Origin of the sequence: Mycobacterium sp., assembly GCF_052144515.1 — a bacterium.
Taxonomy (GTDB): domain Bacteria; phylum Actinomycetota; class Actinomycetes; order Mycobacteriales; family Mycobacteriaceae; genus Mycobacterium.
Window position 1 is genome coordinate 1 of record NZ_JBKQQD010000299.1, and the last position, 15,042, is coordinate 15,042.

The 15,042-nt window shown below is 65.2% G+C and carries 12 protein-coding genes and 3 pseudogenes; 3 read left to right on the forward strand and 12 right to left on the reverse strand.

Annotation, left to right across the window (positions count from 1 at the left end; genetic code table 11):
- Positions 1 to 120: 120 nt before the first annotated feature.
- Both ACLP9N_RS20070 and ACLP9N_RS20075 read left to right on the forward strand, forming a co-directional pair.
- Positions 121 to 387 (forward strand): annotated as a pseudogene (locus ACLP9N_RS20070) (NAD(P)H-binding protein); the annotation flags it as partial.
- A 1-nt stretch (position 388) separates the two neighbouring features.
- Positions 389 to 862 (forward strand): nitroreductase family deazaflavin-dependent oxidoreductase, encoded by a 474-nt coding sequence (locus tag ACLP9N_RS20075; RefSeq protein ID WP_442409059.1) that lies wholly within the window; start codon positions 389 to 391, stop codon positions 860 to 862.
- 130 nt (positions 863 to 992) lie between these two features.
- On the opposite strand, the pseudogene ACLP9N_RS20080 reads toward ACLP9N_RS20075, so the two are convergent.
- Positions 993 to 1,273 (reverse strand): annotated as a pseudogene (locus ACLP9N_RS20080) (WhiB family transcriptional regulator).
- 435 nt (positions 1,274 to 1,708) lie between these two features.
- On the opposite strand from ACLP9N_RS20080, the gene ACLP9N_RS20085 reads away from it, so the two are divergent.
- Positions 1,709 to 2,821: an FHA domain-containing protein gene (locus ACLP9N_RS20085; RefSeq protein WP_442409060.1), complete on the forward strand. Its 1,113-nt coding sequence runs from the start codon at positions 1,709 to 1,711 to the stop codon at positions 2,819 to 2,821.
- A gap of 18 nt (positions 2,822 to 2,839) precedes the next feature.
- On the opposite strand, the gene eccA is transcribed toward ACLP9N_RS20085, so the two are convergent.
- The 11 genes and pseudogenes from eccA to ACLP9N_RS20140 all read right to left on the reverse strand — a co-directional run bounded on the left by eccA (position 2,840) and on the right by ACLP9N_RS20140 (position 14,985).
- Positions 2,840 to 4,678 (reverse strand): type VII secretion AAA-ATPase EccA, encoded by a 1,839-nt coding sequence (eccA, locus tag ACLP9N_RS20090; protein ID WP_442409061.1) that lies wholly within the window; start codon positions 4,676 to 4,678, stop codon positions 2,840 to 2,842.
- 41 nt (positions 4,679 to 4,719) lie between these two features.
- Entirely contained in the window at positions 4,720 to 6,342 is a 1,623-nt protein-coding gene (eccE, locus tag ACLP9N_RS20095; RefSeq protein WP_442409062.1) for a type VII secretion protein EccE, read from the reverse strand.
- The gene (mycP, locus tag ACLP9N_RS20100) at positions 6,339 to 7,988 is read right to left on the reverse strand and encodes a type VII secretion-associated serine protease mycosin (protein ID WP_442409110.1); all 1,650 of its coding nucleotides are present in this window, start codon (positions 7,986 to 7,988) and stop codon (positions 6,339 to 6,341) included. The genes eccE and mycP overlap by 4 nt, the downstream gene beginning before the upstream one ends.
- Before the next feature lie 17 nt (positions 7,989 to 8,005).
- On the reverse strand, positions 8,006 to 9,535 hold the full coding sequence (gene eccD / locus ACLP9N_RS20105) for a type VII secretion integral membrane protein EccD (RefSeq protein ID WP_442409063.1): 1,530 nt from the start codon (positions 9,533 to 9,535) through the stop codon (positions 8,006 to 8,008).
- Positions 9,532 to 10,554: a MinD/ParA family ATP-binding protein gene (locus ACLP9N_RS20110; protein WP_442409064.1), complete on the reverse strand. Its 1,023-nt coding sequence runs from the start codon at positions 10,552 to 10,554 to the stop codon at positions 9,532 to 9,534. The genes eccD and ACLP9N_RS20110 overlap by 4 nt, the downstream gene beginning before the upstream one ends.
- A gap of 116 nt (positions 10,555 to 10,670) precedes the next feature.
- Positions 10,671 to 11,502 (reverse strand): annotated as a pseudogene (locus ACLP9N_RS20115) (ESX secretion-associated protein EspG).
- A 114-nt stretch (positions 11,503 to 11,616) separates the two neighbouring features.
- Entirely contained in the window at positions 11,617 to 11,907 is a 291-nt protein-coding gene (locus ACLP9N_RS20120; protein ID WP_442409065.1) for a WXG100 family type VII secretion target, read from the reverse strand.
- A gap of 65 nt (positions 11,908 to 11,972) precedes the next feature.
- A complete protein-coding gene (locus ACLP9N_RS20125; RefSeq protein WP_442409111.1) occupies positions 11,973 to 12,287 on the reverse strand; it encodes a WXG100 family type VII secretion target in 315 nt (104 codons plus the stop codon).
- 123 nt (positions 12,288 to 12,410) lie between these two features.
- On the reverse strand, positions 12,411 to 13,616 hold the full coding sequence (locus ACLP9N_RS20130; protein ID WP_442409066.1) for a PPE family protein: 1,206 nt from the start codon (positions 13,614 to 13,616) through the stop codon (positions 12,411 to 12,413).
- 12 nt (positions 13,617 to 13,628) lie between these two features.
- Positions 13,629 to 13,928 carry a PE domain-containing protein gene (locus ACLP9N_RS20135; protein ID WP_442409067.1) on the reverse strand — a complete coding sequence of 100 codons (300 nt, stop codon included), beginning with the start codon at positions 13,926 to 13,928 and terminating at the stop codon, positions 13,629 to 13,631.
- 76 nt (positions 13,929 to 14,004) lie between these two features.
- A complete protein-coding gene (locus ACLP9N_RS20140) occupies positions 14,005 to 14,985 on the reverse strand; it encodes a 2-hydroxyacid dehydrogenase (protein WP_442409068.1) in 981 nt (326 codons plus the stop codon).
- Between the last annotated feature and the right edge of the window lie 57 nt (positions 14,986 to 15,042).

Genomic DNA, 15,042 nt, shown 5'->3' on the forward strand with positions numbered 1-15,042 from the left:
CTTCAACCGGCTGCACCCCGAGCGAGCAAAGAAGCGGGCCATCTACCAACTCGAAGCCATGGGCTACCACGTCACCCTGACCCACGCCAGTTGATCACCGACGCCGGGGAAATCTTCGCGTCAGAGCTCGTGAAGGTGATCGGCGCCGTGCTGGGTCGGCCGCTGCGCTACCAGGAGGCGCCGCCAGATGTCGTCCGGCAGCGGTTCATCGGCTTGGGCTTCCCCGCCGATTTCTCCGACGCCTATGTGGCGATGCTCGCCGAGACGCTGGAGAAGCCCGCCCTCGTCACCCGGGAGACGGAGAACATCCTTGGCCGGCCGGCCCTCACGTTTGGGCACTGGGTGTCTCAGCACCGTGCCGTGTTCACCGAGCAGATCGGAGCCTGACATGTCCGAGCCGCGTCCGCCGCGCTACCTCAAACCCATGAACAAGGTGATGATGGCCGTGCAAAAGCTGGGGATACCGACCGGCCCCGCCATGGTGTTGACGGTGCCGGGCCGTAAGTCGGGCCGACCGCGCAGCACCCCGATGACGCCCTTCGAACTCGACGGCGGCCTCTACGTGGTGGCCGGCTATCCCGGCGCCGACTGGGCGGCGAACGCCCGCGCCGCGGGCTCGGACACCCTGGCCCGCGGCCGAAGGTCCCGGCGGGTAAAGATCGTCGAGTTGACCGCCGAGCAAGCGCGCCCGGTGCTACGGGCGTTTTCGACTGAAGTGCCGGTCGGTGTCGCGTTCGCGAAGCGATCGGGGATGGTGCGCGACGGTACCCCCGACGAATTCGAGGCACTGGCGGGCCGGGTGGCCGTCTTCCGATTTGATCCGACGCACGACGACAATGAAACAGCGCGAGAAATCCGTTGATTTCTCGCGCTGTTTATAGTGCCGGCCGGCTCGCCGATGGCGGGGCGAGCCGTAAAGACGAAGCCGTGCACCGTTCCCACTGTCACTGGGTCGCTGACCCCTCAAAAGCAGCGTCCCGAGCGGAGCGGGGTTAGGCCGATTTCACGGTCCTGCGGACCGGGTATCCGTTGCGCTCGGCCAGGGAACGCAGTTGGCGGAGGGCGAACGCGTGCGCCCGCCCGGCTTCCGGAATCACGACACCTGCCCACAGCCCTTCCGCACCCGGGGACTCGACCGCATCCCGGGCACACAGCCAGCGACGCGGGCATGCCCGGCCAACGCCTTGGCCTCGTTATCAGGACCCGTGGTCCAACGGTCGGGGTCCTGAGTGCAAGCGCCAAGCTCTAGGTTGTCCAGAGCTGTCGCGGTCATATCGCTACGCTCCTCTCAGAAAGCGTTGCAGTTCTGTGCGTTACTGGTCGGTACGCTATAGCATTAACCATCGCGCTACAACAGTTAACTGCGTCGCTTTCCGGGGTCTGGTCGCGCAACGCTCTGCGTTACGCTGCACGTTTGCGGAGGCTCTTGATGTGTGGGCGGCGACGGCAAGGCATCCGATAATGCGCTTGAACTGTGTATTTGTGCAGGCTCAGCCAACCGCAAACCGCTTCAGACTTGCCCGGCTAAAGTGAACCAAAATGTAGCGATACTATGGTTTTCCGGGTGATGCGGCTCACCCTCCGTGCCGCCGGGGATGTGACGTAGTCTTCATCTAGAACCGTAGCGAAGACATGGCTTGTGTCTGGCGCAACGGTTAGGATTGTGACTGACGTAAGCCCTCCAGGGCCCTCAAGCGAGGAATCTCAAATGCCCCATGCCCAGTCGGCTGCCCAGCCGGCTCTGCTGATCGTGCACAGCGACGAAACGTCGCACGCGGTCGAGCCCGGCCAAGGTGTCGTCACTATCGGCCGCGAGCCTCACGCCGACGTGCAGATCGATGATTCGACAATCTCGCAGGAGCATCTGCGCGCGGAATGCGCCGATGGGCAATGGCGGATCGTCGACAACAGCCCGTCCGGCATGTTTGTCGACGGATCACGAAGGACATCGGTGGCAGTCACCGACAAGGCGATCATCCGGTTCGGCGACCCCGCCACAGGCAAGGCGCTGACATTCGAAGTCGTCAGGCCGTCACGACCCCACGAACCGCACGCTGACGACACGGACGAACACATGGACGACTCCCCCGCCGGCGCGCCAGATCCGGGCCTGGTTCGCGCCGGAGCAGCCGCGGCGGCGCGACGTCGTGAGCTCGACATCAGTCAGCGCAGACTGGCAGCCGACGGGATCATCAACGCGGGTGCGCTGATCGCTTTCGAAAAGGGGCGCAGTTGGCCCCGCGAACGGACCCGGGCCAAGCTCGAAGAGGTGCTGCAGTGGCCCGCCGGGACTATCGCGCGGAGCCGCCGGGGCGAGCCGCTCACGGGGGAAGCAAGTAGTGAGGCCGTGCTTTCCGTCGGCACCGCCTCAGGCACACCGGCATCCGACGGCTCGGCGTCGTTGATAGCGCAGGCCGTCGCTGCCGCCGTGGACGGATGCCGATTGGCCATCGCCGCATTGCCGCCGGTCGAGGATCCCGACTTCGCCCAGCGGCTGGCTCCGATCCTTGCCGATTTGCGCCAACTCGAGGCGATCGCTGTGCAAGCGACCCACATCAGCCGGATCACGCCGGAATTCATCAAGGCGCTGAGCGCGGTGCGCCGCTACCACGAAGAGCTGATGCTGCTCGGCGCGACCGCCCCGGGTGCCACCCTGGGGCAGCGCCTGTATGCGGCCCGCCGCCGGGCTAACCTCTCCACCGAGGAAACGGCACAAGCGGCTGGTGTCGCAGAAGAATTAGTCGTTCGCGCAGAAGCAGAGGAAGCGTTGCCCGCCGCCGCCGTCGCGGCGATCGAAGCGCTCATCAGCCAGATCAGTTGAGCCCAAGCTATTTGGCGCTCACCAGACGATGGCCGCCATGTCGCGATTGTCTGAACACACGCTGCGCACGGCAGCTTCGATGTCGGCGCCTGTGATGATCTGCAAATCGTCAACGGATACGGGTCGCCCCGCACGTTTTTGGGCGACCACTCGGGTGTCCCGGAAGCCTTCGGCGCGTTCGATGACGTTGCGCGCGAACCGGCCGTTCTGCATGGCGTCGATCCCGTGCTGCCCACCGGGGGTGGTGTAGTTGCGAATGGTGGTGGCCGCGTCCAGGAACGTCTCGCGCGCAGCGTCGTCGAGGAGGCTGGCACGCGGTTCGGCGTAGCGGCGCCCGATCTCGACGATCTCGCCCGGCGAATAGGACTCGAACCGCAGCTTGCGGTAGAACCGGCCTGCCAGACCCGGGTTCACGGTGAGGAATTGGTCTACTTGATCCTCATAGCCGGCGCCGATGAAACAGAAATCGAATCGGTGTGTTTCCAATTTGACCAGGAGCTGGTTGACGGCCTCCATACCGATCATGTCCGGTGTACCGTCCTGGTGTCGCTCGATCAACGAGTAGAATTCGTCCATGAAAATGATTCGCCCAAGCGACTTTTCGATCAACTCGTTCGTCTTCGGCCCCGACTCCCCGATGTAGTGCCCACAGAAGTCCGATCGGCGGACCTCCCGAATTTCGGGGTGGCGCACGATCCCCATGCCTGCGTAGATCTTGCCGAGTGCCTCAGCGGTGGTCGTCTTACCCGTGCCCGGTGGTCCCACCAGGAGCATGTGGTTGGTCTGCCCCTCGACCGGAAGGCCGTGCTCTAACCGCATCATTCGCACTTCGAGCTGATCCTCCAGCGCCGACACCGCCTGCTTGACCGCCGCCAGGCCCACCTGTTTGGCCAGCAGTTCGCGTCCCTCGGCCAGCAGTTCGGCGCGCCGGTCCGTCACCGCGTCGTCATCGAGCTCATCGCGGGTTTTCGCCGTCGAGGCATCCCAGGGATTGGTGCGGCTGGCGATGGATTGCTCATCGCTGATGACCAGGTGCAGGTTCGGGTCGGCCAGCGCGGCTTTGGCCGCCTCGGTCAGGACCCCGTTGATAGTGGCCTTGGACAGCCAGATCTGAGCTCTGTCCTCCTCGCCCAGCTGACGGTGCACCATCCCCCGCACATAAGCCAAGTCAGCGACAAGCAGCGGAATATCGGACGGGCCGATCGAGGCGGTCAGCACGTCGGCGTCGAAGCGGGCCGACGACCTCGTGTGCCCGATCACATCGACGCGGTCCAGCCAGTTCAGCGCTACCCGGCCTTGCCCGAGATGCGCCGCGGCGTGCGCCGCCAACGCACAAATCGATGCCGTTACAGCGGCCATAACGATCGCCTGCGGCGGCAGATCCTCGGCCGCCGTCAACAGGACATCGGGCCAGCGCTGGGTGGCGTACATCAGGAATGTTCGGGCCAGCTGATGCCATTGATAATTGCCCCACGAGTCCAACAACTCACGGTTGGCCAGCAGCGTGTCGGCCTCGGCATACTCCCCCGCGATGGTCAACGCCGACGACAGCGCTAGTCCCACCTGAGATGCGTCAGTCACCGTAATTCCGATGTAGGGGCCCAGCTGGATCTCGGCGGCCAGTGTCCGGCCGATGCGCGTGGTCTCGCGATGCAACCATTCGCTGCTGGCGTTGAGTTGTTTCAGCGAGGCCAAGTCGTTGTCGCCGCATGCGATACGCCCGAGCCACGCATCGGCCATCGACGGGTCGGCGTCTGTGGCGGCGACAAACTCAGCCAACGCCGCAGCGGGTCCCTGGTGGCCCTTGATCGCTATCGCCCGGTCGAAATGCCGGCGCGCACTGAGCAAATCACCCATCGTGTCCACCCCAAATTGCGTTGCTGACTTCGCTGTAGCTTCTATGTAGCGATCGAGATTGCGACCGGCTCCAGACTGACGTACCGGTTCTCTGCACGGAACAGGTCCATCTGAACCAGCCAGTTTTGTCCTGCCGCAATGACATTCACCGTCGCAGGGCCGACCTGCTCGATAGCCACCTCATAACCATGTCTATCTCTTTCGGGTAGCTTAGTGCCGAATGGGGCAACCGTGATCACGGTGGCCGGGCGCGGCGTGGGTGAGATCGCGATATCGGCGACATCCAAGCCCCCGTCCTGAGCTGTGCTGTCGGCGCTTTTCGTCCGCCGCGCAACGTATTCCACGACGCTGACGGTGGTGCGCGGCGCGGGCCGTGACGTGTTGACAATGCTCAACTCCGGCATCCGTACGCTGGCCCAGCGCGCCTTATCGTTGGTGTGCACGGTGACCCGCTCACCGGCGCCGGCGACCCGGATCACGATTCGTTTGGCAATCGGATCCGCCGCGGCCACGAACACGCGCGACAGTTCACCGGCATCGGTGACTGGGATCATCAGCCGGTCCCCGTTGCTCAGCTTGCCCACTAACACACCCGACGGACCGATCTCGGTGACCAGATGTGCTGGCAGCGGGCTGCGTCGCAACCCGCGCAGGTGTGGGCGCGGCCCGCACATGTTGGCCGCCGCCGCGGCGGCTTGTTCTCCGTTGAGCCGCCGTAAGATCACACTGGGCGCCGTGGGCGCCTGCGTGGGAGTGCGCACGGTGACGGTAGCGGTGCAGGAGGCGTCCGGATACACCGTCACGTTCTGAATGATCTCATCGGCGCGTAAGGTCCATGCCTGCCCAAGAATCCGCGATGTGATTCCCTGGGCCGGATAGGCATACGTCGTCATCCACCCGGCTTCCCCGCGCACAGCTTTCCAGTTCTGCGCACGCCCGGCCACCGCGTCTGATCCCAGCCGGCGATCGAGCTCGACCAGGTCAGTGGCGGAGGCCACCTTAGCGCGCAACCCATGACAGCGCAGCAGGCCTGCGATGCGCTGGGCGATCGAAATAGCCGCCGCCCCAACGGTGGTGCGCCATTGCAGCGCTTGCGTGTTGTCGATCACGGGTAGCCGCATGATCAGCCACGTCTCGCGGCGGCCCGCATATGGTGGAGTGCCGATCTCTGAGTCATACACTCTCGGGTAATCGCCGACGATGCCGTGCCGCGAGCCGAGTGTGACGACGGAGATCGAGTCGAGCTGCAAGCCCAGCGCGTGATGCAGCATCGGCGCCATTTCGACGATGTCGATGACGTTGTCGGTCTCGACGGTCACCGATCCGGTCACCGTGGTGGCTCGATGGGCTCGACCGAGCAGTTGTACCGCTACCACGGCGGCGCCGTCTTGTACGCGAACTCCACCCCCGGATCGGTTGTTGGCCACGGTGATTGGGTTACGCCAGCTGATCGGGCGCCGGCCCTGCCACGCCAGCACCGCCCACGACCATGCCGGCTGACCCCACCACGGCACAAACACCAGAGCGACGGCCACGACGACGGCAATCACCGCGCCGATGTAACCGCCCAGCCCCCAGCTCAGCAACGTGAGCAGGAACACCACCCACACCCCGACCACTCGCCGATTGCTGCCCGGGGTGAACCCGGTCAGCGTCGACCTCATCGCGCCCTCCGCAGCCGCGCGGCAATCGCCACCACCAGCAGATCGGCGCACACCGCGCCGACGAAGCCGAGTGCGATGTTGCGCGCCCTGTGGTCCGGTAGCGGGGGAGGCTGCGCAGGAGTGATGACGCGGCTCTGCGCACCCGGCGGCAACCGGTCGCCGGCGGGGATGTTGAACGTCAACGCCGCGACCGGATCCACCAGTCCGTATCCCACTTTGTTGTCCACCCCCGCGGGCGGATTGTGAGCCGACTGCACAATCCGGTTGATAACTTGATGTGCGCTCAGCTCAGGGTATTTCGCGCGCACTAGCGCCGCGACGCCGCTGACGTAGGCCGCGGAGAAACTGGTGCCCCAAAACGGCATGTTCTTCTCGCCCGGCCGCGACGGTGGATACGCGTTGACCGGCCCCCCACCCTGGGGCGAAAGACCCATGATGTGAGTTCCCGGCGCCGCCACACCGACCCAGGGGCCCGACATGCTCTTGTCGATGGCGGCACCGCTGCCGTCGACGGCACCCACCGACAGGACATAGTCGGAGAACCACGACGGTGAGGACACGATCTTGACCTCGTGCCAGTCCCGTGGATCCGATGGGTTCAGCGGGTCATACATCGGATTGTTGTCGCAGCCGGCTTCGCCGTCGTTGCCCGCCGCGGCCACGACCACCGAGTCCCTGACGGTGGCCGCATACCACAGCGCTGCGCCCAGCGCCCGCTGGTCGGCGGGAGCCGCGGCCGGCAGGCATGCGGTCACCGAAATGTTGATCACCTTCGCCCCCATGTTCGCCGCATGCACCACCGCCCGGGCCACCGTGTTCAGCGTTCCGGCTTTCACCTTCTCGTCCGAGTTTGGGTCCGCCGGCGGCGGGTTTACCGGTTCGAACGCTCGCGACGACTGCCGGATCGAGATGATGGTTGCGTGCGGGGCGACACCCACCACCCCGTCGGGAGCTCCTGGGGGGAGCGGCGGCACCGCGGGTTCGTCCTCGCTCTGCGGATCGGGCGGACCACTGGACGGCGCCATGGCGCCCGGTACCTCGGGCGTCGGCGGGGGAGGCGGGGGCGGTGGAACGATCTGGGTGATCGTCACCGGCGGCGGTGGCGGGGGAGGCGGCAGCGGGGGAGGGACCTTCACCGGCGGTGGCGGTGCAGCGATGGCCGGGGTAGGCCCGGCCGGCGGCGGGAATGCCGGCGTGGCCGGCGCCGGCCGGGGCATCGGCAAAATCCCTTGCGGCGCAGCCCCAATGATCGAGCTCACGATCGTGCCGTGCGCGTCGCAATCGGACAGGCCGTCCTCACCCATGATGTAGTCACCGCCGGGCACGACCGGCAGCCGCGGGTTGGGCGTAACCCCGGTGTCGATGACCGCCACGGCCACGCCGTTGCCGGTGCTGTAGTCCCACGCCTTGGCAATGTTGAGTAGGTTAAAGCCCGGCGCCATCTGCGCCACGTCGGGGTTTTTCACCGTAATCGGAGTGGAGCAGCTGTTGGCGCGGTGCATCGGTTGCTCGGGCCGTGGCGGCCCGTCCGGGGGGACCAGCGCAGGATCCACTGATGGCGGTGGAATAGCTTGTGCGACAGTGAGATTGGCTGAGAGGGCGACCAGGCTCACGGCGGCGGTCAGCGCGGCGGCCCGCGTGCACACCCGCGCTACTGGCCGTGTTACTGACGGAGCCACGTGAACAGCCCTCCCAGAGCTGCCGCGGCCGGAAGCAACGCGATCATGGCCAGCACCTCAACCCATTCCACGGTCAATCGGATGAGTGGCCTAAACCGCGTCGCCGGTACTAAAAGCGCTGCGGCCAAACCCAATGCGGCGAAGGCCACCACCGCTACCGCGGGCCACAGCAACCCGGCCTGGACCTCTTTGGGCGCAGCAACCGCGTACTTGACAACCCCGGCGCAAACCGCGGCGCACGCCCCGCATACCAACGCCACCGCCTGGTACTTGGCTGCGAATCCGCGTCCCTGGGTGATGAAGATGCCCACCGCCAGACCGCCCACTCCCAGCGCCAACCACGCCAACGGGCGCCCCGGCGTCAAAACCCCCCACACCGCGGCGGGCAGCAAGAGCGACACCCCGACGCATACACCCACCTGCACCGCGTTGACCAGCCGCGCCGATGCGGCGATTGCGGTGCCGCGCGCGGTGATGTCCGTCAATTCGTTGTCCTCGTCTTCGATTTCGTCCTCACTGACCGGAGATACGGTATCGACGGGCATTCCCTCCCGGCGCGCGAACAAGTCGCGGCCGGTGATCGAGCCGAAGTGTGGCGGTCGCACCCGCGCGACCCATAACGCAATCGTGGGCGCCATCCTGACCAAGACGACTAGCCCTACCACCACGCAGATTGACAGCACCTGTACCGAAACCGGCCGAAACATCCGGACAAGGGCCACCGCAGCGAGGATTCCGCACACCGTCACCACCGCGGTAACTACCGCGGTCTGCCACCGGTTCTTGGTCACCACACCAATCGCGATGGCGCCGAGAAGTATCACCACCAACCCGATCAGCGCATGGGCTGCGCCCAGATGACCCGGCGGCGCGCAGGCACCGGCCACGGCCAGCGACACCACCGCCAGCCAACCGAACCCGCTGAACATGTCGCGCCGCTGCTGCCACCCCCACCACACCACCGATGTTGCGATGATCAGCAGCACACCGATGCCGCCCACGACCACAGCCGAGATCAGACTGTCGGTAAACGAGCGGGCCCGTAGCGCCAGGGCAACCACCACACCGACCGCCATCGCGGTGATCGCGATCGCCGTGTGGGCGGCCGTCAGCGACGTCACCGGCGCGAACATCCGATCCCCGCCGTCCCGGCCCAACCACTTGCCCATGGCCGCCAATCCCGTTGACAGCGACTCGTATTGCGGTTCGAATGACTCGCCGTCGACCCGGGGCACCAGGACCAACGTGTCGCCGTCTTGAACCCCAAGCTCGTCGAGGCTCTTGTTGATATCCAGCCGCACACCGTTGATCTTGTGCAACTCATAGCTGCCCGCCGGCAGGGCGACTCCGTCGAACCCTTTACGCTTCAGATCGGCGTCGAACAGCTCAACCATTCCCTCGAAGAATCCCTCCACCGGAATTCCAGCGGGGAACACTTGAGAGCACAGATGCTTCTCGTAAGAAATGTTCACCGCACAGCGCGCCGGAAAGGCGACCTTATGCAGCGAAGTCACTGCGGCGCCCGCTCGGCATCAGGAATATATTTGTCGGCCAATCCCGCAGTGATTTCGAAAAGCCGCAAACGCGACTTCTTCTTTAATTCGTGGACGGTGTCGATGATTCCCCCCTTGGCCAGGTGCGAATCAAACGGCATCACCTCGACGATCGCGCCAACCTTGGTGAACCGCTCGGTCAAGTAGGCCAGGGCATCCCTGTCGGTGATCTCGTCGGTGTGATTGATGATCACCGTGCTATGAGAAACCAGCTCGTGATAGCCCTGCGACCGGAGGTAGTCCACGGCCCGCAGCACCGGCCGGGATCGGTCGGCGGTGATCCCCGACACGAACACCAAAGTGTCAGTGGCCTCCAGCACCGGCTTCATCACGTCGTGCTCGAGGTCGGGCGAGGTGTCGACGACTATGACGGTATGGGTTCGCCGCAGCCGCGACAACACTCCGGAAAACATTGCCGGCACCAGCGGCCTGGGCTGGTCTGATGTGCGATTTCCGGCCAGCACGTCAAGGCCTACCGCGTTTTGCCCCAGGTGTTCGCGGATGTCCGCGTAGCCCTGGACGTCGGTGTCGTTGATGATGGCGGTGTAGTCTCCCGGCGGCGATTCGTCGATCCGGTCAGCCAGCGTCCCGAACCCCGGGACCGCGTCGATCGCGATCACGTTCTCCGGCCGGCATTCGCGGAACACACCGCCGATGCAGGCGGCCATCGTCGACACCCCGACCCCGCCCTTGCCGGAGACAAGTGTGATGACGTACTGCCGCCGGATATGCCGGCGGATACGCTCCTTTAAATTCCGGTAGTGTCGTTCACCGGGCGATTCACCCAGGTTTATTTTGCGGAATGTAACGTTATAAACAAATTTGCGCCAGCCTGAGCCAGGGGGAATCTTTCTAGGTGCCGCCAGATCGGTAATACGCATGGTATCCGATACCGAATCACGGAAGTGCCGCCCCGTCGGATCCCCCCGACCGAGTGCACCCTCGTCGGACATATTTGGGTCATTCCAGGGGCTGGTCACGACCGCGATGCTAACACGATTTCAGATACCACGTTTACACGCTCGCTAATCCTTCAAGTGCGTTACGAGTGTGTAATTCCAAAACAATGGCTACTGAGTTTGTTGGGTTCATCCGGTCAGACCACACGCCGGTAGGAATACCACTCCTCGCCGGCGGGCAGGCGGCGGATGAGGCGTTGAACCGCCCCGCTGATGTCACTGCGCGACCCGGGGGAGAGAACCTGGTAGCGACGCTGGCCCGACGTCACGCTTTCTACGCAAACGCGGCCCGCGGGGGTGTCGACGACGGCCACCGTCGAATCACCGACGACTGTGCGAGCCATTTGTTCCGAACCGATACCGGCCTGGACCGCCACGATGGCCGCCTGCGCGGAGCGAGCGGGATCGGCGGCCATAGTGACGATCTGCAGTTGGTCGACGTCGAGGCGCTGATCGAGCAGAAACAATCGCAGGGTGGCGGCGTCATGAACCGATTTCTGCAGTTCCTCGGTATCCACGGTGACCGGTCGCAGTGGCGCCGCTTCGGCGACGCCGCAGAGTCGCTCGACCTGACCTACCACCAGATCACTGGCCGCGGCATCGTCGTTGGCCGTTCCGGCCGGGTACAGACGCAACAGATCGCCGTAGCGCTCCAGCACCACCCACCCAGTTGGCGAATCGGCAGATGGCCGCCCGTGAGGGCTCCCGCCCCGGCACGCTGATGTACACCAGCAGCCCCAGGTCGCGTCGCAAAAGCACAGTGAGCCATTCGCGGATCATCGGGTCAGCGTTGCCGGACTCGTCGAGAGCACCGACCGCCGCCAGTTCAGCGGCCACCGGATGGCTTAGCGCCCGCTCGGGGGTGTCCAGTCGCGGCAGCAGGGGCCGCAACCCCAGCTCGGGGCAAGTCTGCTCCACCCCGGTCACCGCTTGCAACACCCACAGGCCATCGACCGTTGTTGTCAGCATGCCGTTTCACCTCAATACGCAGAAGGTGGGGGACACGCACGCCCCGCGCGCATCTGCCCCACCTCGGAACTCACCACCAGCGGGCACGGTCGGTGCCCGCCGGGGCGACCGGATCTAGAACAGACCGCTGATGTGGTTGTCGGTCGCGATCGCGTCGCCGAGCACCTGAGTAGTCGTCTGACCGTGCTGGTGCACCGTTTCGATGAGGCCCCGCAGTCCCGACAGCATCTGGTTTTGGGCATCAAAGAACCCCATCGCGCCTTTACCGGCGAAGAACTCCTGTAGCGCGTTGGTCAAGCGGGAGGTGTCGGCGTGAATTGCTTCGAGCTGACTGGCGCGGGAACCCACATCCGTGGCGAAGTCGGATACGGCTGCAGGGTTATAAGTGATAATCGGGTTTGACATGATGACAGTCCTTTCAGAAACAAAATCAAGAAATAATTATTAGAAATGAAATATGGATCAAGTAATCAAGCGCTCTGAGTGCCGGCGCCGAACAAAGCACGAAAAGCGGTCTGCGAATGGCCTTCGTGGGCTTCCATCAGCGCCGCGGCCTGCTTGAGGCCCTCGGCCAGGCGCGTTCCTCCCATTAGTACCTTGTTCAAATCACCGGTGACCTCGGTCGCGGTCATATGCGAGGCGACCACGCCAGCACCGGACCAGGTCGCGGGGTTCATCACGTTTTCCTGGTTGTCCAGATAGCCCTTCGCGATCCCGAGCGCGTGCTCCATGTGCGCATGAATGGCGTCCGCGGTACTACGCAGAACGTTCGCGTCCACTGTGATTGATGCGTCTGGCACGATAATTTCTCCTTCTCCGGCCGGCCATTCCCCTTTGGATCATCCGGGGTATGGGTCGAGTGTATGGGGACTAGTCAGATGTGTCGATTCACCCTTTAAGCTGGGGTTTTAAACCCGATCGTCGACAACCCGCACCGTCGCGGGCTGTTCAGGCTTGCCGTGGGATCCGCGATGACCCCCCGCTGCTGCACCCACCGGCATACCGCCGATTGGGGCGCCGCCGGTCGTCGTTGTCTGCGCGCGCACGGCTTCGGCGCCTAATGCTCCGCTGGGCCGCAGCCCGACCGGCCGACCGCTGGTGGCAGGCTCAAAGGCACTGACCGGACGGGTAAAGCTGGTCAGGGGCACGCCTGCGCCGCCCAGGGCGGCGCCGCCGCCTCCGGTACCGGCCGACGCCCCGGCCTCCGCGGCCGAAATTGCTCCGCTGGCCGACAGTGTTGAATCCGTCGGCACCGCCCCGCCCATTCCCATGGCGCCCGGATTGGCGAACATGCCCATGACCGATTGCAGCGGCTGCATCGCGCTCATTGGCGCCTGCAGCAGCCCCGAGGAAGACTGCAGCACCTGGGGGGCCGTTCCCAGCATCGACTGGACCGGCTCCATGAATGTGCTGAGCTGGCTGCTGATGCCTTGGCCGGCCCCCGCCGACTCACCAGCGCCGCTTGTTCCCGCTTGCACGCCCTGGAAGGCCGAGCGCATCCCGTCGCCGGCCGCGGTGTCGGCGGCCGACTCACCGATCGCGGAGGCTGCCTGCGCCGGTGCTGTCGGCGATGCACCCATGGCCGCGACCGGCGGTGGAATAGCCAGACTTTCGGCCAACCCCGCGAGGATCCCGCCGTAGGTGGCGCCAACCGCGGAGTTGGTGGGCCACATCGACCCGTAGTACTCCATTTCCAGCGAGGTAATTCGCGGCGTCAACGTCCACAGCACGCTCGGATTGGCGATGTAGTCCGCAGCGCACTCGGTGCGGTTCCCGATGCACTCGGGAGCGGGACGCATGCCGGCATTGGCCGTCTCGAATGCCGAAATCGCTGTCGCGACCACCGCCGGCTTGACGTCCACCCAGCCCGCTAGGCCGTGCAGTGAGGCGTTGAGCATCGTGACATTGCTGGCCGAGGCCGCAGACCCCGCCCCTAGCCAGCTCGCCGAGGTCGCGGCGGTGTTGATCGCCGACGCAACACCTGAGGCGTGGTGGGTGGCACCCAAGGTCTGCCAGGCAGTCTGGTTGGCCACGTGGGTTCCCACCCCGGTCCCAGCCTTGAGCAGCGTGTCGTTGGCCTCGGGTGTACGCGCAGCCCACCCTGGATCAGGCATGCGTACTCATCCTTAAAGTCCGATTGCCACCGTGCGCGCCGCCTCGGTGGCCACGTACACCCCCGACGCGAGTCCCTGGGTTCCCGCGAACAGTCCGCGCTGGGCGGCGTGCTCGGCGACCACACCCAGGTAGCTGCCGCCACATGCGTTGAGCGCCGCTGAGAACATCGCCGAGTCAGCGTCGGCGCCCATCGGCGTCGTTCCGAGCAGGACCGGCGCGGCCGCTGAGGCCGCCGCCTGAGTTTCTGCGCTGATCACCGACTCTGCGGCTGCCGACCCCAAAACCGCCTCTGATTGCACAGACCAGGTCATGTTTCCCTCCGAGAGATCCCACCCACGAGACGTGTTGGTGAACCATTCTAATGCGGGCTGGCCGACCGTGTATTCACTAAATAAGCCATCGCTGACTGGGCGGTCGCAATACGGGTGTCACCAGCTCACCGCTGTTGAGGTAGCTGTCGAGGTTGCGGATCGCGAGCAACGCCATCGCCCGGCGCGTGCGGGCGGTCGCGCTGCCGATATGGGGGAAGAGCACTACGTTGTCGAGGTCGAACAGCTCGGCAGGCACATGAGGCTCATCGGCGAAGACGTCCAAACCCGCTCCGGCCAGGCCGCCGCCCGCGAGCAACTCCACCAGCGCGTCCTGTTCCACGACGCTGCCGCGCGCAATGTTGATCAGGTAGCCCTCGGGACCCAACGCCTCCAGCACGCTGCGATCGACCAGGTGGCGTGTCCCGTGATCGCCCGTCGTCGCAACGACCAGAACATCGACCGACTCGGCCAACTGCACAAGGGACTCCGCATAACGGTAGGGCGACTCCTCGATCCGGTGGCGGTTGTGATACGCGATGGCACAGTCGAATCCGAGCAGCCTAGTCGCGATAGCCGAACCGATCCGGCCCAGGCCCAAGATCCCGACCTGCAGGCCACTGACGTCCCTGGCGTACGGGAACTGGCCGTCGCGCGCCCACCGACCCGCCCGCACGTAGCGGTCGGCCGCGCCAAAACGGCGCAGGGTCATCAGGATCAGCCCCAGCGCCGTATCGGCAACGGTGTCCGAGAGCACGTCGGGGGTGTTGCTCACACCGATACCCCGGCGCTTGGCCGCGTCGAGATCGATCCCATCCACGCCGGCGCCGTTGTTGACGATCGCCTCCAAGTTGGGCAGCGCCGCGATGAGACCGGCGTCGACACCGGGGTGGCCCGACGTCACCGCCACGCGAAATTCGGCTGCGTGCTCGGCCAGAAACTCGGCCCGCCCGGGACCGTCGGGAAGCTTCCGGATTTCGTAGCGCGCGAGCAGCTCGGCTTCGAAAGTCGGTTCTAACGTCCCGATCCACAGCACATCATCGGTCTTGTTCACCGCCACGCTTGCATCATCCTCCCGACGTCAACGCCACCTGGATGTCGCGTCTTAGGTTGCTAG

What these genes read in the sequence shown, in the direction of transcription:
- ACLP9N_RS20075 (WP_442409059.1), top strand. Translation starts at nt 389, where the DNA reads ATGTCCGAGCCGCGTCCGCCGCGCTACCTCAAACCCATGAACAAGGTG.
- ACLP9N_RS20085 (WP_442409060.1), top strand. Translation starts at nt 1,709, where the DNA reads ATGCCCCATGCCCAGTCGGCTGCCCAGCCGGCTCTGCTGATCGTGCAC.
- eccA (WP_442409061.1), bottom strand. Translation starts at nt 4,678, where the DNA reads ATGGGTGATTTGCTCAGTGCGCGCCGGCATTTCGACCGGGCGATAGCG.
- eccE (WP_442409062.1), bottom strand. Translation starts at nt 6,342, where the DNA reads ATGAGGTCGACGCTGACCGGGTTCACCCCGGGCAGCAATCGGCGAGTG.
- ACLP9N_RS20120 (WP_442409065.1), bottom strand. Translation starts at nt 11,907, where the DNA reads ATGTCAAACCCGATTATCACTTATAACCCTGCAGCCGTATCCGACTTC.
- ACLP9N_RS20130 (WP_442409066.1), bottom strand. Translation starts at nt 13,616, where the DNA reads ATGCCTGATCCAGGGTGGGCTGCGCGTACACCCGAGGCCAACGACACG.
- ACLP9N_RS20135 (WP_442409067.1), bottom strand. Translation starts at nt 13,928, where the DNA reads ATGACCTGGTCTGTGCAATCAGAGGCGGTTTTGGGGTCGGCAGCCGCA.